13 protein-coding genes and 1 pseudogene are annotated in these 16,283 nt (G+C 74.2%); 9 read left to right on the top strand and 5 right to left on the bottom strand.

Annotation, left to right across the window (positions count from 1 at the left end):
- Positions 1-21 precede the first annotated feature (21 nt).
- Positions 22-1,032, top strand: a pseudogene (locus tag O3W51_RS35445) (cryptochrome/photolyase family protein); the annotation flags it as partial.
- A 28-nt stretch (positions 1,033-1,060) separates the two neighbouring features.
- Here the strand turns inward: O3W51_RS35445 and O3W51_RS35440 are convergent.
- Positions 1,061-1,804: a maleylpyruvate isomerase family mycothiol-dependent enzyme gene (locus tag O3W51_RS35440; RefSeq protein WP_138353849.1), complete on the bottom strand. Its 744-nt coding sequence runs from the start codon at positions 1,802-1,804 to the stop codon at positions 1,061-1,063.
- Complete coding sequence (locus O3W51_RS35435; RefSeq protein WP_443048377.1) at positions 1,791-3,209, bottom strand: MFS transporter; 1,419 nt, start codon at positions 3,207-3,209, stop codon at positions 1,791-1,793. The genes O3W51_RS35440 and O3W51_RS35435 overlap by 14 nt, the downstream gene beginning before the upstream one ends.
- A 41-nt stretch (positions 3,210-3,250) precedes the next feature.
- On the opposite strand from O3W51_RS35435, the gene O3W51_RS35430 reads away from it, so the two are divergent.
- Together O3W51_RS35430 and O3W51_RS35425 are read left to right on the top strand one after the other, a co-directional pair.
- Complete coding sequence (locus O3W51_RS35430; protein WP_269288349.1) at positions 3,251-4,474, top strand: ROK family protein; 1,224 nt, start codon at positions 3,251-3,253, stop codon at positions 4,472-4,474.
- Between the two features lie 434 nt (positions 4,475-4,908).
- Positions 4,909-6,546: a DUF2142 domain-containing protein gene (locus tag O3W51_RS35425; RefSeq protein WP_138353847.1), complete on the top strand. Its 1,638-nt coding sequence runs from the start codon at positions 4,909-4,911 to the stop codon at positions 6,544-6,546.
- 49 nt (positions 6,547-6,595) lie between these two features.
- On the opposite strand, the gene O3W51_RS35420 is transcribed toward O3W51_RS35425, so the two are convergent.
- Positions 6,596-7,495, bottom strand: a complete 900-nt coding sequence (locus tag O3W51_RS35420; RefSeq protein ID WP_269288347.1) for a DUF2797 domain-containing protein — start codon at positions 7,493-7,495, stop codon at positions 6,596-6,598.
- 59 nt (positions 7,496-7,554) lie between these two features.
- Between O3W51_RS35420 and O3W51_RS35415 the strand changes: the two genes are divergently transcribed.
- The 4 genes from O3W51_RS35415 to O3W51_RS35400 all read left to right on the top strand — a co-directional run bounded on the left by O3W51_RS35415 (position 7,555) and on the right by O3W51_RS35400 (position 11,760).
- On the top strand, positions 7,555-7,935 hold the full coding sequence (locus O3W51_RS35415) for a PPOX class F420-dependent oxidoreductase (protein ID WP_138353846.1): 381 nt from the start codon (positions 7,555-7,557) through the stop codon (positions 7,933-7,935).
- A 152-nt stretch (positions 7,936-8,087) separates the two neighbouring features.
- Positions 8,088-8,420, top strand: coding sequence for an SHOCT domain-containing protein (locus tag O3W51_RS35410; protein ID WP_138353845.1), 333 nt, complete (start codon positions 8,088-8,090; stop codon positions 8,418-8,420).
- Positions 8,417-9,199, top strand: a complete 783-nt coding sequence (locus O3W51_RS35405) for an ABC transporter ATP-binding protein (protein ID WP_269288345.1) — start codon at positions 8,417-8,419, stop codon at positions 9,197-9,199. The genes O3W51_RS35410 and O3W51_RS35405 overlap by 4 nt, the downstream gene beginning before the upstream one ends.
- Positions 9,196-11,760, top strand: a complete 2,565-nt coding sequence (locus tag O3W51_RS35400; RefSeq protein WP_269288344.1) for an ABC transporter permease — start codon at positions 9,196-9,198, stop codon at positions 11,758-11,760. The genes O3W51_RS35405 and O3W51_RS35400 overlap by 4 nt, the downstream gene beginning before the upstream one ends.
- 162 nt (positions 11,761-11,922) lie before the next feature.
- On the opposite strand, the gene O3W51_RS35395 is transcribed toward O3W51_RS35400, so the two are convergent.
- Positions 11,923-12,378: an ATP-binding protein gene (locus O3W51_RS35395; RefSeq protein WP_203673227.1), complete on the bottom strand. Its 456-nt coding sequence runs from the start codon at positions 12,376-12,378 to the stop codon at positions 11,923-11,925.
- Between the two features lie 411 nt (positions 12,379-12,789).
- On the opposite strand from O3W51_RS35395, the gene O3W51_RS35390 reads away from it, so the two are divergent.
- Positions 12,790-13,923 carry a PLP-dependent cysteine synthase family protein gene (locus O3W51_RS35390; protein ID WP_269288342.1) on the top strand — a complete coding sequence of 378 codons (1,134 nt, stop codon included), beginning with the start codon at positions 12,790-12,792 and terminating at the stop codon, positions 13,921-13,923.
- A 52-nt stretch (positions 13,924-13,975) separates the two neighbouring features.
- Here O3W51_RS35390 and O3W51_RS35385 read toward each other — a convergent pair whose 3' ends face one another.
- Complete coding sequence (locus O3W51_RS35385; RefSeq protein ID WP_269288341.1) at positions 13,976-15,313, bottom strand: aminotransferase-like domain-containing protein; 1,338 nt, start codon at positions 15,311-15,313, stop codon at positions 13,976-13,978.
- A 142-nt stretch (positions 15,314-15,455) separates the two neighbouring features.
- Between O3W51_RS35385 and O3W51_RS35380 the strand changes: the two genes are divergently transcribed.
- Positions 15,456-16,265, top strand: a complete 810-nt coding sequence (locus O3W51_RS35380; RefSeq protein WP_269288340.1) for an alpha/beta fold hydrolase — start codon at positions 15,456-15,458, stop codon at positions 16,263-16,265.
- The last annotated feature ends 18 nt before the right edge of the window (positions 16,266-16,283 follow it).

Here is a 16,283-nt window from a genome sequence, read left to right as displayed (position 1 = left end):
CCGTAGCCGAGGCTGTAGCCGCTGACGATCCACTGGAGCGAGGCGGTGGTGACCGCCGTCGCCCCGGGCGCCGTGACACCGCAGGGCAAGGACCACTACGCCGTCTTCACCCCGTACTTCAGACGCTGGGCGGAGCAGGGCGTCCGCGAACCGCTGCCCGCGCCGCGCCGGATTCCCGGCGCGCGGGTCCGGTACGGATCGCTGCCGTCCCCCTCGTCGCTGGCCGGCGGGACACCGTCTCCCACGCTGCCCGTGGGCGGGGCGACGGCGGCCCGCCGGCGGCTCGGCCGCTGGCTGGACGGGCCGCTGGAGGGGTACGCCGACGGCCACGACGACCTGCCGGGGGACCTCACCTCGCGGCTCTCGCCCTATCTGCACTTCGGCTGTCTGTCGGCCGCCGAGCTGGTGCACCGGGCGACGGCCCGCGGCGGCGCGGGCGCGGACGCCTTCGTACGGCAGCTGGCCTGGCGGGACTTCCACCACCAGGTGCTGGCCGCCCGTCCCGCCGCCGCGCACCGCGACTACCGGAGCCGGGGCGACCACTGGCGCGCCGACGCGGACGAGATCGATGCCTGGCGCGCGGGCCGCACCGGCTATCCCATCGTCGACGCCGCGATGCGCCAGCTCCGGCAGGAGGGCTGGATGCACAACCGGGCACGGCTGCTGGCCGCGAGCTTCCTCACCAAGACGCTCTACGCCGACTGGCGGACCGGCGCCCGCCACTTCCAGGAGCTGCTGGTCGACGCGGATATGGCCAACAACCAGCTCAACTGGCAGTGGGCGGCGGGCACCGGCACCGACACCCGCCCCAACCGTGTGCTGAACCCGCTCACCCAGGCCCAGCGCTTCGACCCGGACGGCAGCTACGTACGCCGCTACGTTCCGGAGCTGGCGGGCATCCCCGGCGGTGCGGTCCACCGGCCCTGGCGGCTGCCCGCGGCCGAACGCGCCGCCCTGGAGTACCCGGAACCGATCGTCGACCTCGACGTCGCCGCCGCGCGCTTCCGCCGGGCCCGGGGGCTCGACGACTGAACCACCGGGCCCCGCGCACCGGAGCGCCTCACATGATGGGGGAGGCCTGCTGCCACAGCTCCACGAGTGTCCTGTCCCCGGAGACGTCGAGCCCGTCGTACGGTCCGCGGTTCCACAGCGCGAGGTAGAGGTCGGCGGCAGGTCCGCTCACCGTGCAGTCGGCCGCGCCCGGCGCCCCGCGCTCGACCCGCGGGGCCTCCTGGGAGAGCTGGACCAGCCAGTCGCCCGTGCCGGCGGGCGCGTCCACCGCCCGGACGCGCAGGGTGCGCGGCAGTTCGCTGCGCACCCGGCTGCGGGGGCGGGTGTGGAATCCGGCCAGCAGTTCATCCACGCCGTCGGTGGCGAAGGCCGTGGTCACGGGGGAAGGGGCAACGCCGAGCGCGGCCTCGGCGTCCACCCGGTGGACGGCCGTCTCGTGCGCCTGGCGCCGCGCCCAGAACTCCAGTGACGAGGGGGCGGTGAGGAAGTGCCAGCACCGCAGATCCGCCGGGGCGGCGGTGAGCGCGGCCACGAGGTCGGCGTGCGCCTCGCGGTACCAGTCGAGCAGCGCGCCGTCGTCGGGCACCTTGCCCTCTATCGGCGCGGGTTCCTTCCGGCCTTCGACGATGAATCCGGTCGCCCAGCGGTGGACGATTCCGGTGTGCTGTACGAGGTCGCGAACCCGCCAGTCGGGGCAGGGCGGCACCGGTGCGTCCAGGCCGGCCTGTTCGGCGGCATCGGCGAGCAGCGTTCCGTTGTGGCGCAGGATCTCGATGAACTCAACCGTCTCCATGGCGGGATTGTGACATCCCGTCACGGCGCGTGGTACGCCCGTACGGCACCGGCCTCGCGGTGCCCGGCGACACCGCGCCGACCTGCGCCGGAACCGGTGCCACCGCGGCGCGGATCGTATACCCGGCACCGGGTCCGGCCCCGGGCCGGGACGCCGGGCCGGGACGCCGGGCCGTCAGGGGCCCGGACGGGTGCCCAGGTTCCGTACGGCGTAGGCGATGGCGGACGCGGTCGCGGCCAGCAGCGCCACCGTGGTCAGCGCGGTCGGCAGCCCGAAGGCGTCGGCCAGGAAGCCGATGGAGGGCGGGCCGAGGAGCATCCCGCCGTAGCCGAGGGTGGAGGCCGCCGCGACACCGCTGGGTCCGGCGAGCTCGCCCGCGCGGGCGATGGCGACCGGGAAACAGATTGGCCAGGCCGAGGCCGGTCACGGCGAAGCCGGCGAGCGCGAGCCAGATGGACGGGGCGAGCGCGCCGAGCAGCATGCCCGCGGCGGCGGTCAGCCCGCCGAGTACCAGCGCCCGGGTCTGGCCGAGCCGTTCCAGCAGCGCCGTCCCGGACAGCCGGCCGAGCGCCATCGCGAGCGCGACGGCCGCGTATCCGGCCGCGGCGATGCCCTGGCCGCCGCCGAGGTCCTCCTGGATGTGCAGCGGCCCCCACTCCGCGAGAGCGCCCTCGCCGTAGGCGGTGCAAAGCGCGATCAGGCCGAACACGGCCACCAGCAGGCCGGTCCGGTGCACGGCCGGCGCGGCGCCGGCCGTCCCTTCAGCGGGGGAGCCCGCGGATCCGCTGCGGTCCTGCCGGTCGTCAGCCGGCGGGGTGATCCGCTGGGTGAGGAGCGTCCGGCCGGCGACGGCGGCGACCAGCAGACCGACCGGGGTGAGCAGCAGCAGATGGGTGGTGGGCGACAGATGCGGGGCCAGCAGTCCGCCGAGGGCGGCGCCGAGCAGCCCGCCAAGGCTGTACGCGGCATGGAATCCGGACATCACCGGACGGCGCAGCGCCGCCACCAGGTCGACGGCGACGCTGTTGATGGCGACGTTCATCCCGCCGTAGGCGGCGCCGAAGGCCAGCAGCACCAGGCCGAGGGCGAGCGCCGAATGGGTGAGCGGGGGAAGCGCGATGCTCAGGGCCATCAGCACGCCGGTCACGACCGTGATCCGGCGGCTGCCGAAGCGGCGGCAGAGCCCGCCGGTCAGCACCATCGTGGCCACGGCTCCCGCCGAGACACCGAGCAGGGCGAGGCCCAGCTCACTGGAGGAGGCGCCCACTTGCGCTTTGATGGCCGGAATGCGGACCACCCAGCCCGCGAAGATGAAGCCGTCGAGGGCGAAGAACGTGGTGAGGGCGACGCGGAGCCGGGTGAGAGAGGGGTCGGTCGGGGGGCGGCGGGAGGCCGTAAGGGCCATCCCTATTTTGTTTAGCGTCGGCACAAAGTCAGAATAGGGGCGTGACCCAGATTCGGACAAGGCTCGAGCGAGGCCGGAGCGCACTCGGCCCGGCGCTCGCACTCGTGCACACCGGCCGCGCGCCGACCCGCGCCCTGCTCACCTCGGAACTCGGCGTGACCCGCGCCACGGCGGGCGCGGTCGCCGCGGAACTGGAGGCACTGGGGTTCATCCGGGTGGACACCCGGCCGGGCGGTGCCTCCGGGGCGCAGGGCAGGCCCTCGCACGGACTGGACCTCGATCCGGCGGGACCGGTGGTCCTCGCCGCCCAGGTGCACTCCGACGGCTTCCGCGCGGCACTGGTCGGGCTCGGCGGGCGGATCGTCGCCACCGCTCCCGGCTGTATGACCGTGCCCGCCGATCCGGCGCACGTCCTGGGCGCGGTCGTCGAAGCCGGCGCGGAGCTGCTGCGGGCCTCCGGGCGCACCTGCCTGGGCGCGGGGCTGGCCGTACCGTCCGCCGTCGCGGAGCCCGAGGGCACCGCTCTGAACCCGCTGCACGTCGCCTGGCCCGCGGGCTCCCCGGTGCGCCAGGTCTTCGCCGAGCAGATCGCCCGGGCCGGCATCACCGGACCCGGCGGCGCCCCGATGGCCTCCTTCCTGGGCAACGACGTCAACGTCGCCGCCCTCGCCGAGCACCGGCACGGCGCCGGGCGCGGCGCCGGCCAGCTGCTGGTCGTCGCCACCGGCCACCGCGGCGTCGGCGGAGCGCTGGTGCTCGGCGGGCGGCTGCACACCGGGAGTTCGGGTCTGGCCCTCGAGGTCGGCCATCTGACCGTCACTCCGGCGGGCCGGCCCTGCCACTGCGGCAGCCGCGGCTGCCTCGACGTCGAGGTCGACCCGCTCGCCTTCCTCGAAGCGGCGGGACGCCCGCCGGGACCGGCGGTCTCCCTCCTCGAACAGGCCCGCGACCTGCTCCGGGACGAGTACGAGGACCCCGCCGTCCGCGCCGCCGCGCACACCCTCATCGACCGGCTCGGCCTCGGGCTCGCCGGCCTCGTCAACGTCCTCAACCCCGACCGCATCCTGCTCGGCGGCCTGCACCGCCACCTCCTTGACGCCGACCCGGAGCGGCTGCGCGCGGTCGTCGCCGACCGCAGCCTGTGGGGGCGCAGCGGCAGCGTTCCGCTGCTCGCCTGCGCCCTGGACCACAACAGTCTGGTCGGCGCCGCGGAGCTCGCCTGGCAGCCGGTGCTCGACGACCCGCTGACGGCGCTCGGCGGCTGAGCCACGGCGGGCCGGACACCCGGGGCCGGCGCGCGGTTGCCCGTGCTGACCGCGGGTCCGCCGCCGATGAGCGGCAACCCGCGAAACGGTGACCCGGCGCTGAACAGTGCGGGGCGGGCGGGGGAATTCCCGACGCCGCGCCACCGTCCGGTCGGGCCCCGCGACCGTCCCGCCAGGCCGCCCGGTGGACGCCCGCGGCACCGCACGGAGCCGCCGAACTACCCGTGTGACCAGGGAATATCCCCTGCTGAGGGGCGCCGCCGAGGGGTGCGTCCGGGGGCATCCGGGGTGCCGGGCGAGCGGAACCCTGCCGTCAGGTCGCGCGTATATGGTGCGCCTCAATCGACGGCGCGGCCGTCAGCGAGGTGCGCCCGTCAGCGGCGCGCCCCGCGCGGTGCCGGCGGTGTCGGCGGCGGAAGAAGTGGAGCCATACGGTGGCCGGTTGGCTGCGGAAGCGGGTGTCGGCGTGGGCCGCCGCCGGTACGGTCTGGACGCTGGCCTTCGCCACGTTCGTCACGCTCATGACCGCGTGGTCGCTGGCCACACCCATCACCGCGCCTCCGGACGAGGCAGCCCACATGGTCAAGGCCGCCGCCGTCGTCCGCGGTGAGTTCGGCGGCGAGCAGCGGGTCATCGAAGCGCATCACGTCGGGGTCGACGTCGAGGTCGGATTCACGGCGGTCCGCGTGCCCGCCGGATACCGCGACCTGGATGTCACCGACGGCGTCTACCGGTGTTTCCGCAACGACGACAAGCTCTCCGTCTCCTGCCGGGGCACCGTCGCCCCCTCCGGCGACACCGCGACGGTCATCACCAGCGCCGGCACCTACGGCCCCGGCTACTACCTGCTGGTCGGCTGGCCGAGTCTGCTGCTCACCGGTGAGGCGGGCCTGTACGCGATGCGGCTGCTGAGCGCGCTGCTGTGCGCCGCGCTGCTGGCGAGCGCCGTGGTGACGGTTCTGGAGGGCGCGGCCAAGGGATACAGCGGACGGGTCGCGCTGATCGGCGTGCTGACCGCCGTCACTCCGACGGCCGTCTACCTCGGCGGCGTCGTCAATCCCAACGGTCCTGAGGTCACGGCGGCCGTCCTGGCCTGGGCGGTCGTCGTCCGCCTGGTGACCGACGAGGACGGTCTGCCGCTGCTGCGCCGACGGCTGGTGCGGCTCGGCGCCGCCTGCGTCCTGCTCGCCTCGATGCGGGCGCTGGGCCCGCTGTGGATCGCGCTGGTGCTGGCCGGAGGCCTGGTCCTGGCGCGCCCGGGACGGCTGCGGCAGCTGGCGCGGCTGCGCCCGGTGTGGGTGTGCCTGGGGGTGGCGGCCGCCGCGGGGCTGGCCGCTGTCGCCTGGACGATGACGGCCGACACGCTCGCGCTGCCCACCCAGACCCTGGAGCAGTACACACCGCTGACCTCCGCCCTCAAGGCGGTCTTCGACCTTCTCCCGAACTACCTGCACCAAATGGTGGCGATCTTCGGTTCGTTGAACGTCGCGGCCCCCGAACTCACCTACGTGCTGTGGTGGGTGATGGCCGGCTGCCTCGTGATGCTCGCCCTGGCGACGGGACGGGCGCGCGAGATCCTCGTCCTGGCGGCGCTGATGGCGGGCACCGCCTTCGGCCCGCTGGTGCTGATGGCCCCGCAGGCCGCCCACCTGGGACTCATCTGGCAGGGCCGCTATCTGCTGGCCGTCGCCGTCGGGATCCCGGTGCTGGCGGCGGTGGTCGCCGGCCGGCGCTGGAGCGACCTTCCCGAACGGCTGCGGACCCGGCTGCCCCTGCTGCTGATCGGCTGCTGGGCGCTGGCACAGGGCGGCGCGTTCGTCTGGGCCGCGCTGCGCTACGCGTTCGGCCGGGCGAACCAGTTCTCCGGCGGCCCGCTGCAGTGGTCGCCGCCCGTCGTGGGCTGGTCCGCCGCGCTCGTCCTGCCGGCGCTGTCGGGCTTCCTGCTGGTGCTGCTGGCGATCAGGGCGGGGCGGCCGATGGCCGCGGATCCGGCCGGGACCGCGCCGCGCGCGTCCGCCGGGCCGTCGGCGGAGAACCATGCCGTCCGGGAGCAGGAACCCAGCCGCGGCTGACCCGGACGGGCGGACGGGCCCCGGGATCGCGGGAGTTCGGAACGGGAGTTCAGAAGAGCGGCTCCGGAACGTCCTCCGGCCGGGGCACGGGAGCGGTGGGGGCCGTCGAGCGCGGTCCGGGGGCGGGCGTGGTGAGCGGCCAGCCGGAGACCAGCCGGGAATCGAGCAGCAGCCCGCCGTCCGGCGTATCGAGGTACAGATCGCTCCCGGCCGCCGCCCGCACCGTGCCGGTGACCGAGGTTCCCGGCGCCAGCGCGGTGATCCGGGCCGCCGGCCGCGGCGGCTCCGGCTCCAGCCCGAACAGCGCCGCGTGGTCGACCAGGGCGTAGGGCAGCCGGTCCAGGGTTTCCGGCAGTCCGGTCACCGCCTCGTACAGGGCTCGGAGTTCGGCGGCCCGCTCGGCGGCGGGCGGCAGCGCCCACCGCGCCGCCCGCTTGGCACCGGCCGTCACGCGGTCGGGAATGCCCAGCGCGGCGCCGAGCGAGGCCTCCGTACGACGGGCCGCCATCAGCGGACCGCGTCCGAGGAAGCTGAAACAGACCGCCGCCTGCTCCACCAGCCGGGTCTCGCCGCGCTCGGCCGCGGTGATGCCGACCTTGGTCAGACCGGGACCGAAGTAGGCCAGGTACACCGAGTACGGCCGGGGGTCGTCGGCCATGGTGTCGGCGGCGACGGACGAGAGCCGGTCGAGCGCCGCGCAGTCGTCGCACAGGTCCCGGCGGGCCGTCGGGCCCAGCTCCGCCGCGCGCGGGCACACCAGGTGACGGCCTTGCCGCTGTACGCCGGTACAGCGCCGCACCGCGTCCGGGCCCACGGCCAGGGCCAGCGGGCGGCCGACTGGGACCGGGCTGCTCCGCTCGCCGTGCCGGGGGTGCGACCACTGCCAGCACGGCTCCCAGGAGCCCGGGCCGCCCTTCCAGCGCAGTCCGGTGCATCGCCACGTCTCCACCAGCCCGATGGTAGGCGGAGCGTGGTGGTCCCCGTTCCCGCGGAGTACCCTCCGGTTCCATGGTGTCCGACGAGCTCGCCCGCAGCCCCTACGTCAGCCTGACCACCTACCGCCGCAGCGGCGACGCGGTGGCCACCCCGGTGTGGTCGGTCCGCGACGGGGACGAGCTGCTCGTCTGGACCAAGGACGACACCGGCAAGGTCAAGCGGATTCGCAACAGCGGCCGGGTGACCGTCGCCCCGTGCGACGCCCGGGGCAGGATCGCGGCCGGAGCGCCGACCGCCGAGGGGACCGCGCGGCTGCTGGACGCGTCGCAGCTCGACCGGGTCCGCAAGGCCATGGCCGGCAAGTACGGCCTGCGCTTCAGGGTCCTGGACGTGGGCGGCGCGCTGCTCCGGCGTGGCAAGCGGCCGCACGTGGGGATCGCCGTCACCTTCTGACCGGCCGCCGGACGTAGCCGCGGCCGGCGTGCGTACTCCCCACGTGGTACGCGGAGTGCCGCTGGCCGTACGACGACCCGGCGGCCGTTCCGGACCAGGCTCGGTGGTGTCGGGATGCATCGCATCCCACCATCACCGAGGAGACGATGCAGATGAACGTCATGGCATGGAACGACGGCGGGCCCGGCCCGTGGATCCTGTTCTTCCCGCTCGTCTGGGCGCTCGTCGTGGTCGGCATCGTCCTGGTGCTGCGCCGCACCGTGTGGCGCGGCCGGGGCTGCGGCCGCGGACCGTGGCAGTGGCGGGCGGTGAGCGGCGAGCACTCGCCGGTGGCGCTGCTCGGCCGCCGCTACGCGTCGGGCGAGATCGACGAGGACGAGTACCGCAGCCGGCTCGCCGTACTGAACGAGCAGCACGGACCGTACGAAGAGCACGGACCGCGCGGGACGTTCGACAAGTCCGGCACCGAGGACGGCCCCCGATGACCACCCTCACCCCTGTCGGCACCTTCGCCGCCCGCGTCGTGGACGCTTTCAAGGTCTACGGCGCGGGGGACGCCGAGGTCCGCGCGCTGGACGGCGTCACCGTCGGGTTCCCGGCGGCGCGCTTCACCGCGATCATGGGACCGTCCGGCTCCGGAAAATCCACCCTGATGCACTGCGCCGCAGGCCTGGACACGCTCAGTTCCGGCTCCGCGTTCATCGGCAGCACGGACCTGGGCACGCTCGGGGACCGGGATCTGACGCTGCTGCGCCGCGAGCGGATCGGCTTCGTCTTCCAGTCGTTCAACCTGGTGGGGACGCTGACCGTCGCCGAGAACATCACCCTGCCCCTCGATCTGGCGGGCACCCGGCCGGACCCCGGCTGGGTGGACGCGCTCATCGACGTCGTCGGCCTCGGCGACCGGCTGCTGCACCGCCCGAGCGAACTGTCCGGCGGCCAGCAGCAGCGGGTGGCGGTGGCCCGCGCGCTGGCCGGCCGCCCGGACGTGGTCTTCGCCGACGAGCCGACCGGCAACCTCGACTCGCGCTCGGGCGCCGAGGTGCTGAACCTGCTGGGGCGCGCGGTGCATGAGATGGGCCGCACCGTCGTCATGGTCACCCACGACCCGGTCGCCGCCGCCCACGCCGACGAGGTCGTCTTCCTCGCCGACGGCCGGCTGGTGGACCGGATGACGGACCCCACCGCCGAGAAGGTGCTCGACCGGATGAAGGCCTTCGACGGCCTCGCCGGTGCGGGCGCGGGCCGGGGGACGGTGTCATGAGCGGCGCACGCACCTCACTGCGGATCAGCCTCGCCTCGCTGCGCGCCCACAAGCGGCGCTTCGCCGGCACGTTCCTGGCGGTCTTCCTCGGGGTGTCGTTCCTGGCCGGCACGATGGTCATGGGCGACACCCTCAAGGCCAGCTTCGACACCCTGTTCACGGACGCCAACCGGGGTACGGACGCGGTCGTCCGCAGCTCCGACGTCATCACCGTCCCCGGCGGCGGCCAGGGCACCCGCGAGCCCGTCGACACCGCGCTCGTCCAGCGGATCGAGGCGGTGCCGGGAGTGGCCGCGGCCGCCCCGAACATCACGGGCGCCGGCCAGCTCGTCGGGGCCGACGGCAAGGCCGTCGGCGGGAAGGGCCCGCCCACCCTCGCCGGCAACTGGATCGAGGACGCGCAGCTCAACCCGTACACCCTCACCGGGGGCCGGGCCCCGAAGGTGCCCGGCGAGGTCGTGATCAACCGCGGCGCGGCCAGGTCCGGCAAGCTGCGGATCGGTGACACGACGGTGCTGCGCACGCCCGATCCGGTCCGGGTGACGATCGTCGGCGTGGCCGCCTTCGGCGGCGAGGACGGCATGGGGCAGACCACGTTCACCGGCCTCACCCGGGCCGACGCGGAGCGCTACCTCACCCCGAAGCCGGGCCTGGCGTCGACCATCCAGGTGCGCGCGGGACCCGGCGTCGGCCAGCGGGAGCTCGCCGAGCGGCTCGCGCCCGTGCTGCCCGCGAACGTCGAGGCGATCACCGGGCAGCAGGCCACGGACGAGAGCCTCACCATGATCTCCGGCACATTCCTGAAGATCTTCACCTCACTGCTGCTGGTCTTCGCGGGCATCGCCCTGCTGGTGGCGACCTTCAGCATCCACAACACCTTCGCGATCGTGGTGGCCCAGCGGACCCGGGAGAACGCGCTGCTGCGGGCGCTGGGCGCGTCCCGCCGCCAGGTGCTCGGCTCGACGCTCGTCGAGTCCGCGGTCGTCGCGGTCGTCGCCTCGACCGCCGGACTCCTCGGCGGCATCGGGGTCGCGGCCGGACTCCAGGCGCTGTTCCCGGTGGTCGGCTTCCCGTTCCCCGACGGTGACCTGGTGATCGGCGTGACCGCCCTGGTCCTGCCGTTCCTGGTCGGGCTGCTGGTGTGCACCGGCTCGGCGCTGCTGCCCGCCGTACGGGCCGGGCGCACCGCGCCGCTGGCCGCACTGCGGGAGACCGCCGTGGACACCTCCGGTGCCTCGCGCAATCGTGCCGTGCTGGGCACGCTCGCCGCGGTGACGGGCATCGCGCTGACCGTGACGGGCGCGGCGGGCACGCCCGACGTCTGGCTCACCGGCGGCGGCTCGGTGCTCACCCTGGCCGCGTTCGTGGTCCTCGGACCGGTCGCGTCCTCGTACGCGGTACGGCTGCTGGGCGCCCCGCTGGCCCGGCTGCGCGGGGTGACCGGCGGACTGGCCCGGCGCAACGCGCTGCGCAGCCCGAAGCGCACGGCCGCCACCGCGACCGCGCTGATGATCGGGGTGGCGGTCGTCTCCCTGTTCACGGTCTTCGGCGCCTCGCTCAAGGCGACGATGGACCGGACGGTGTCGCGGTCCTTCGCGGGTGATGTCGCCATCAGCGCCCCGGTGTTCGGGGCGGGCGGCAGCGGACTCAGCCCGAAACTGGCCCCCGCCGTGGCCGCGCTGCCACAGGTGCGGACCGCGGTCGGGCTCGGCAGGGGCGTCGCGAAGGTCGACGGCGGCGGCCGCGCGCTGACCGTCACGGATCCGGCGGCGCTCGCTACCGTCCTCGACCTCGGTACGGTCGACGGTTCGCTCACCGGCCTCGGCGCCGACGGCATCGCGGTCGCCAGGGACGAGGCGGACAAGCACGGCTGGACGACCGGCAGTACGGCCTCGCTGGTCTTCACCGACGGGAAGCGGCTGCCCTTCACCGTGGCGGCGGTCTACGAGCGGGCGGACCTGGCGGGCGACTACGTCATCACCCGCGAGGCCTGGGCCCCGCACCGGGTGCAGGACTCCGACACCCTCGTCGCGGTCGCCTTCAAGGACGGGGTGTCCACGGGCGACGGCAAGGGAGCGGTCGAGAAGGTGGCGGCAGAGTACGGCGGTCCCACGGTGCAGACCCGCGCCGAGTACGCCAAGTCCTCCGCGTCGGCCATCGACATGATGCTGACGCTGGTCTACGCACTGCTGGCGCTCGCCGTGCTCATCGCGCTGCTGGGCATCGCCAACACCCTCACCCTGGCGGTGCACGAGCGCACCCGGGAACTGGGGCTGCTGCGCGCGGTCGGCCAGACCCGGTCGCAGCTGCGGGCGATGGTGCGCTGGGAGTCGGTGCTGGTCGCCGCGTTCGGCACCGTCGGCGGTCTCGGCCTCGGCGCCTTCCTCGGCTGGGCGCTGGTGAAGGCCACCGACAGCTCGGGGACGAGCGCCTTCGCGGTGCCGCCGGCCCAGCTCGCGGTGGTGCTGCTGGTCGGCCTGGTCGCGGGGGTCCTCGCGGGATGGCGCCCGGCACGCCGGGCGGCCCGGCTGGACGTCCTGCGGGCCATCGCCACGGAATGAGCCGTCAGGGCATCCGGGGGAGAACGGATCCGACGAAAACAGGTCGGCTCCGAACGGGCCCGGCCCGGGCATGGTCCCGGCCCGGGCATGGTCCCGGACCGGGCACGGCCCCGGCCGCCGCGTCCCGCACAGGGGGACACGGCGGCCGGGGCCGTCGGGAGGTCAGGCCGCGGCGGCGACGGCGGGAACCCGCCGGGCTGCCGGGCGCCTGCGCGGCGCCGGTGCCGGAGCCTCGACATGCAGGCTGAACCAGACCACCTTGCCGCCGTCCGGTACCGGATCGGCTCCCCAACTGTCGCTGAGCGCCGCCACCATGGCGAGCCCGCGGCCGCCGGTGGCGAGCGGCTCGGGGGAGCTGACCTGGGGCAGCTGGGGATCGCTGTCCAGGACGGATACGGTCAGCCGGCCCGAGACCAGGGTCAGTTGGACCGAACAGTGCTTGTCGGATCCGGCGTGCCGGTAGACGTTCGCCAGCAGTTCGGTGATACCCAGCAGGGCGGTGTCGAGCAGCGGGTCGAGATGCCAGTAACGCAGCTGCGCTGCAACGATTCGGCGTATCTGCTGGATGCGGGACGGCAGTGCTTCGAGTTCCAGCGTGCACTGTCGGTCGGCTTGCATGATCACGGCTGCGACTCCCTCCGCGGCGAGGGCCGGCCGCCGTGTCGGAAGCCGTGTCCTGAACCGCTCGGAATGAGAACACCTGAGCGAAAATGCGTAGAGTGACTGCTGCAGTACTCCGTGATGTGACTTCAGAGTCACCCCCCGTGGCGGGATCCGCAACCCGCATGGTGCCGCGCGCCTCCCGCGGGGCCCTCCGACCCGCTGTCCGTCGGCCAGAACTCCGGCTCCGGCGGCCCGGCGGAGGCCGGCTCCGTTCCGCCCGCGAAGGGCGCGCCAGGGTGCCTTCGAGCGGGTCCGGCGGCGAGGGGCGACCGGCTGCCTGGTGCGCGACAGGGGGCGGATCAGGTCGTTATGATCCGAAATGGCCCGGCGTGCCGCCGGGGACCGGCACGAGCGGAGGCTGGCGCGGTGGGCACGATCGAGCGGGCGGACGACAGCGGCTGTACGCGCACGGTGGACGTGGACCGGACGGACCACGGGTACCGGGAGTGGCTCAAGGAGGCCGTCCGCAAGGTCCAGGCGGACTCCAACCGTTCGGCCGACACCCATCTGCTGCGCTTCCCGCTGCCCCTGGAATGGGGCATCGACCTGTATCTGAAGGACGAGTCGACGCATCCGACGGGTTCCCTCAAGCACCGGCTGGCCCGTTCGCTCTTCCTGTACGGCCTCTGCAATGGCTGGATCCGGCCGGGCAAACCGGTGATCGAGGCGTCCAGCGGTTCGACGGCGGTCTCCGAGGCGTACTTCGCGACGCTCATCGGGGTCCCGTTCATCGCGGTGATCCCGCGGACGACGAGCCAGGAGAAGCAGCGGCTGATCGAATTCCACGGCGGGCAGTGCCACTTGGTGGACGATCCGCACACCGTCTACGCGGTGTCCGCCCGGCTCGCCGCCGACTCCGGCGGCCACTACATGGACCAGTTCACCTACGCCGAGCGAGCCACCGACTGGCGCGGCAACAACAACATCGCCGAGTCCATGTTCGAGCAGCTGAAGCTGGAGCGGTATCCCGAGCCGGCCTGGATCGTCGCCACCGCGGGGACCGGCGGCACCTCCGCCACCATCGCCCGCTACGTCCACTACACCCAGCGCGACACCCGGATCTGTGTCCCCGACCCGGAGAACTCCTGCTTCTTCGACGGCTGGGTCACCGGCGACCAGGGCGTGACCAGCGACGCCTCCTCCCGGATCGAGGGCATCGGACGGCCGCGCATGGAGCCGAGCTTCGTGCCGGGCGCCATCGACCGGATGATGAAGGTGCCGGACGCGGCGTCGGTCGCGGCGGTGCGGGCGCTGGACGCCGCGATCGGCCGCAAGGCCGGCGGCTCGACGGGGACCGGGCTGTGGAGCGCCTTCAAGATCATCGCGGAGATGGTCGCGGCGGGGGAGACCGGCAGCGTCGTCACCCTGATCTGCGACCCCGGCGACCGCTACCTCGACAAGTACTACTCCGACGACTGGGTCGCCGAGCAGCACCTGGACATCGCCCCGTACACGTCCGCCATCGAGCACTTCCTCGCCACGGGCGCCTGGCCGAGCTGAGCTCCCGTCCCCTCCGGGCGGTCCCTCCAGGCGATCTCTCCGAGCGGGTGCTTCAGCCGACCATCGCGTCGTCCGGGGAGCCGGCGGCGATCGCCGCGAGGGTGCCGAGCGCCGTGGAGAGCGTGTCGGGCGGCGGCGAGGCGAGGGCGACCCGGACCGCGTTCGGTGCGCTGTGCGGAGCCACGGCGAACGCCGCGGCCGGGGTCACCGCGATACCGCGCCGGGCCGCCGCGGCGACGAACGTCTCGGCCCGCCAGGGCTCGGGCAGGTCCCACCAGACGAAGTAGCAGGACGGGGCGGTGCGTACCCGGAAGCCCGCGAGCCGCCGGGCCGCGATCTCCTGGCGCAGCGTCACGTCCTCGCGCTTGGCACGCCCGACGGCCGCCACCGTGCCGTCCGTCATCCAGCCGGTCGCCGCGTCGAGCGCGAAGCCGGCCGATGTCCAGGCACCGGAGCGCAGCGCGGTCGCGATCCGGTCGGTGAGGCCAGGGGGCGTCACGGCGAAGCCGACGGTGAGGCCCGGGGCGAGCCGTTTGGACAGGCTGTCGACGACCACGGTGTGCTCGGGGGCCCAGGCGGCCAGCGGGGGCGGGCCGTCGGACAGGAAGGCCCAGATGGTGTCCTCCACCGCGTGCACACCGGTACGGCGCAGCACGTCGGCGAGTTCGGCGCGGCGCCGCTCCGGCATCGTCGTCGCCAGCGGATTGTGCAGGGTCGGCTGGAGGTAGACGGCGGCCAGCGGGGCGCTGCGATGGGCGGCCAGCAGGGCGTCGGGCAGCAGTCCGTTCTCGTCCTGGGCGAGCGGGACGAGGGTGACGCCGAGCCGGGCGGCGATGGCCTTCACCACCGGATAGGTGAGCGCTTCCACGCCGAGGCGGCCGCCGGTGGGCACCAGTGCGGCGACGGCGGCGGCGATCGCCTGCCGGCCGTTGCCGGCGAAGAGCACCCGCGCCGGATCCGGTGCCCAGCCGGCCCCGGTGAGCAGCGCGGCAGCCGCCTCGCGCGCCGGAGGAGTGCCGGCCGGGCCCACCGGCCGCAGGGCGTCCGCCAGTACATCGGTCCGCAGCAGCCGGCCGAGCCCCTCGCCCAGCAGGGCGGTCTGCCCCGCCACCACCGGGTAGTTCAGCTCCAGGTCGACCGGCGCGGCGGCCGGCTCGGCCAGTGCCGGCCCCGGCGTCCGCGGGGCGGCCCGGACGAACGTGCCGCGCCCGACCTCGCCGACCACCAGACCGCGCCGGGCCAGTTCGCGGTAGACCCGGTTCGCCGTCGAGTTCGCGATGCCGTGCCGGCGGGCGAACGCGCGCTGCGTGGTGAGCCGGTCGCCCGGCCGCAGCCGGCCGGCACCGATGTCCGCCGCGACCGCGTCGGCGACCGCCCGGTAGTCCTCCATCACGCGCTCCGTCCCGTTCCACATTGCACCGAGAACAAGATAAACATTGCACTCCCTCATAGCCAGTCCTAACATCGGGCGGGGGACCGGCCGCGACGGACAACGCGGCCGGACGAAAGAGAAAGTACCGGTGGAGAGCGCGATGACGGCGGCAACGGCACAGGTCAACGGCATCACCGTCGGATACGAGGACGCGGGTGCGGGCGACCCGCTGGTCCTGGTCCACGGCCATCCCTTCGACCGCTCGATGTGGGCACCCCAGGTCGGTGCATTCGCCGGGGAACGGCGGGTCGTCGCCCCCGACCTCCGCGGCTACGGCGCCACCACCGTCGTCCCCGGCACGACCCCGCTGGAGACCTTCGCCCGGGACATCGCGGCCCTGCTCGACCACCTCGGCCTGGACCGGGTCGTCATCGGCGGTCTGTCGATGGGCGGCCAGATCGTCATGGAGTTCTGCCGGCTCTTCCCCGACCGGGTCCGCGGCCTGCTGCTCGCCGACACCTTCCCGGAGGCCGAGACCGAGGACGGCAAGCGGGTACGGCGTGACATGGCGGAACGGCTGGTGCGCGAGGGGCTGAAGGGGTACACCGACGAGGTGCTGCCCAAGATGGTCGCGCCCCACAACATCGCGGCGCTGCCCGCCGTCGCCGACCACGTGCGCGGCATGATGTACGGCGCTCCGCCCGAGGGGGCGGCGGCGGCCCTGCGGGGGCGCGCCGAACGACCCGACTACGTGGACCTGCTGGGCCGGATCGCCGTGCCCGCCCTCGTCGTGGTCGGCCGGGACGACGAGTACACCCCGGTCACCGACGCGGAGGCCATGCACCGGCGGATCGCCGGATCCGAGCTGGTCGTCATCGAGGGTGCCGCCCATCTGCCGAACCTCGAACGCCCGGACGAATTCAACGCGGCGCTGGACCGCTTTCTGACCCGAGTTATGACGAAAGCCTGACGTCAGGGCGCCGCCCCT

It is taken from the genome of Streptomyces sp. H39-C1 (assembly GCF_027158125.1).
Lineage (GTDB): Bacteria > Actinomycetota > Actinomycetes > Streptomycetales > Streptomycetaceae > Actinacidiphila > Actinacidiphila fildesensis.
The sequence above is the reverse complement of the archived record's forward strand: the minus strand, read 5'-3'. Positions and strand labels throughout refer to the sequence as shown.

Coding starts and splice junctions, on each gene's coding strand:
- O3W51_RS35380 (WP_269288340.1), top strand. CDS start 15,456: ATGACGGCGGCAACGGCACAGGTCAACGGCATCACCGTCGGATACGAG.
- O3W51_RS35415 (WP_138353846.1), top strand. CDS start 7,555: ATGGTGTCCGACGAGCTCGCCCGCAGCCCCTACGTCAGCCTGACCACC.
- O3W51_RS35395 (WP_203673227.1), bottom strand. CDS start 12,378: ATGCAAGCCGACCGACAGTGCACGCTGGAACTCGAAGCACTGCCGTCC.
- O3W51_RS35405 (WP_269288345.1), top strand. CDS start 8,417: ATGACCACCCTCACCCCTGTCGGCACCTTCGCCGCCCGCGTCGTGGAC.
- O3W51_RS35400 (WP_269288344.1), top strand. CDS start 9,196: ATGAGCGGCGCACGCACCTCACTGCGGATCAGCCTCGCCTCGCTGCGC.
- O3W51_RS35440 (WP_138353849.1), bottom strand. CDS start 1,804: ATGGAGACGGTTGAGTTCATCGAGATCCTGCGCCACAACGGAACGCTG.
- O3W51_RS35385 (WP_269288341.1), bottom strand. CDS start 15,313: ATGGAGGACTACCGGGCGGTCGCCGACGCGGTCGCGGCGGACATCGGT.
- O3W51_RS35410 (WP_138353845.1), top strand. CDS start 8,088: ATGAACGTCATGGCATGGAACGACGGCGGGCCCGGCCCGTGGATCCTG.
- O3W51_RS35435 (WP_443048377.1), bottom strand. CDS start 3,209: ATGGCCCTTACGGCCTCCCGCCGCCCCCCGACCGACCCCTCTCTCACC.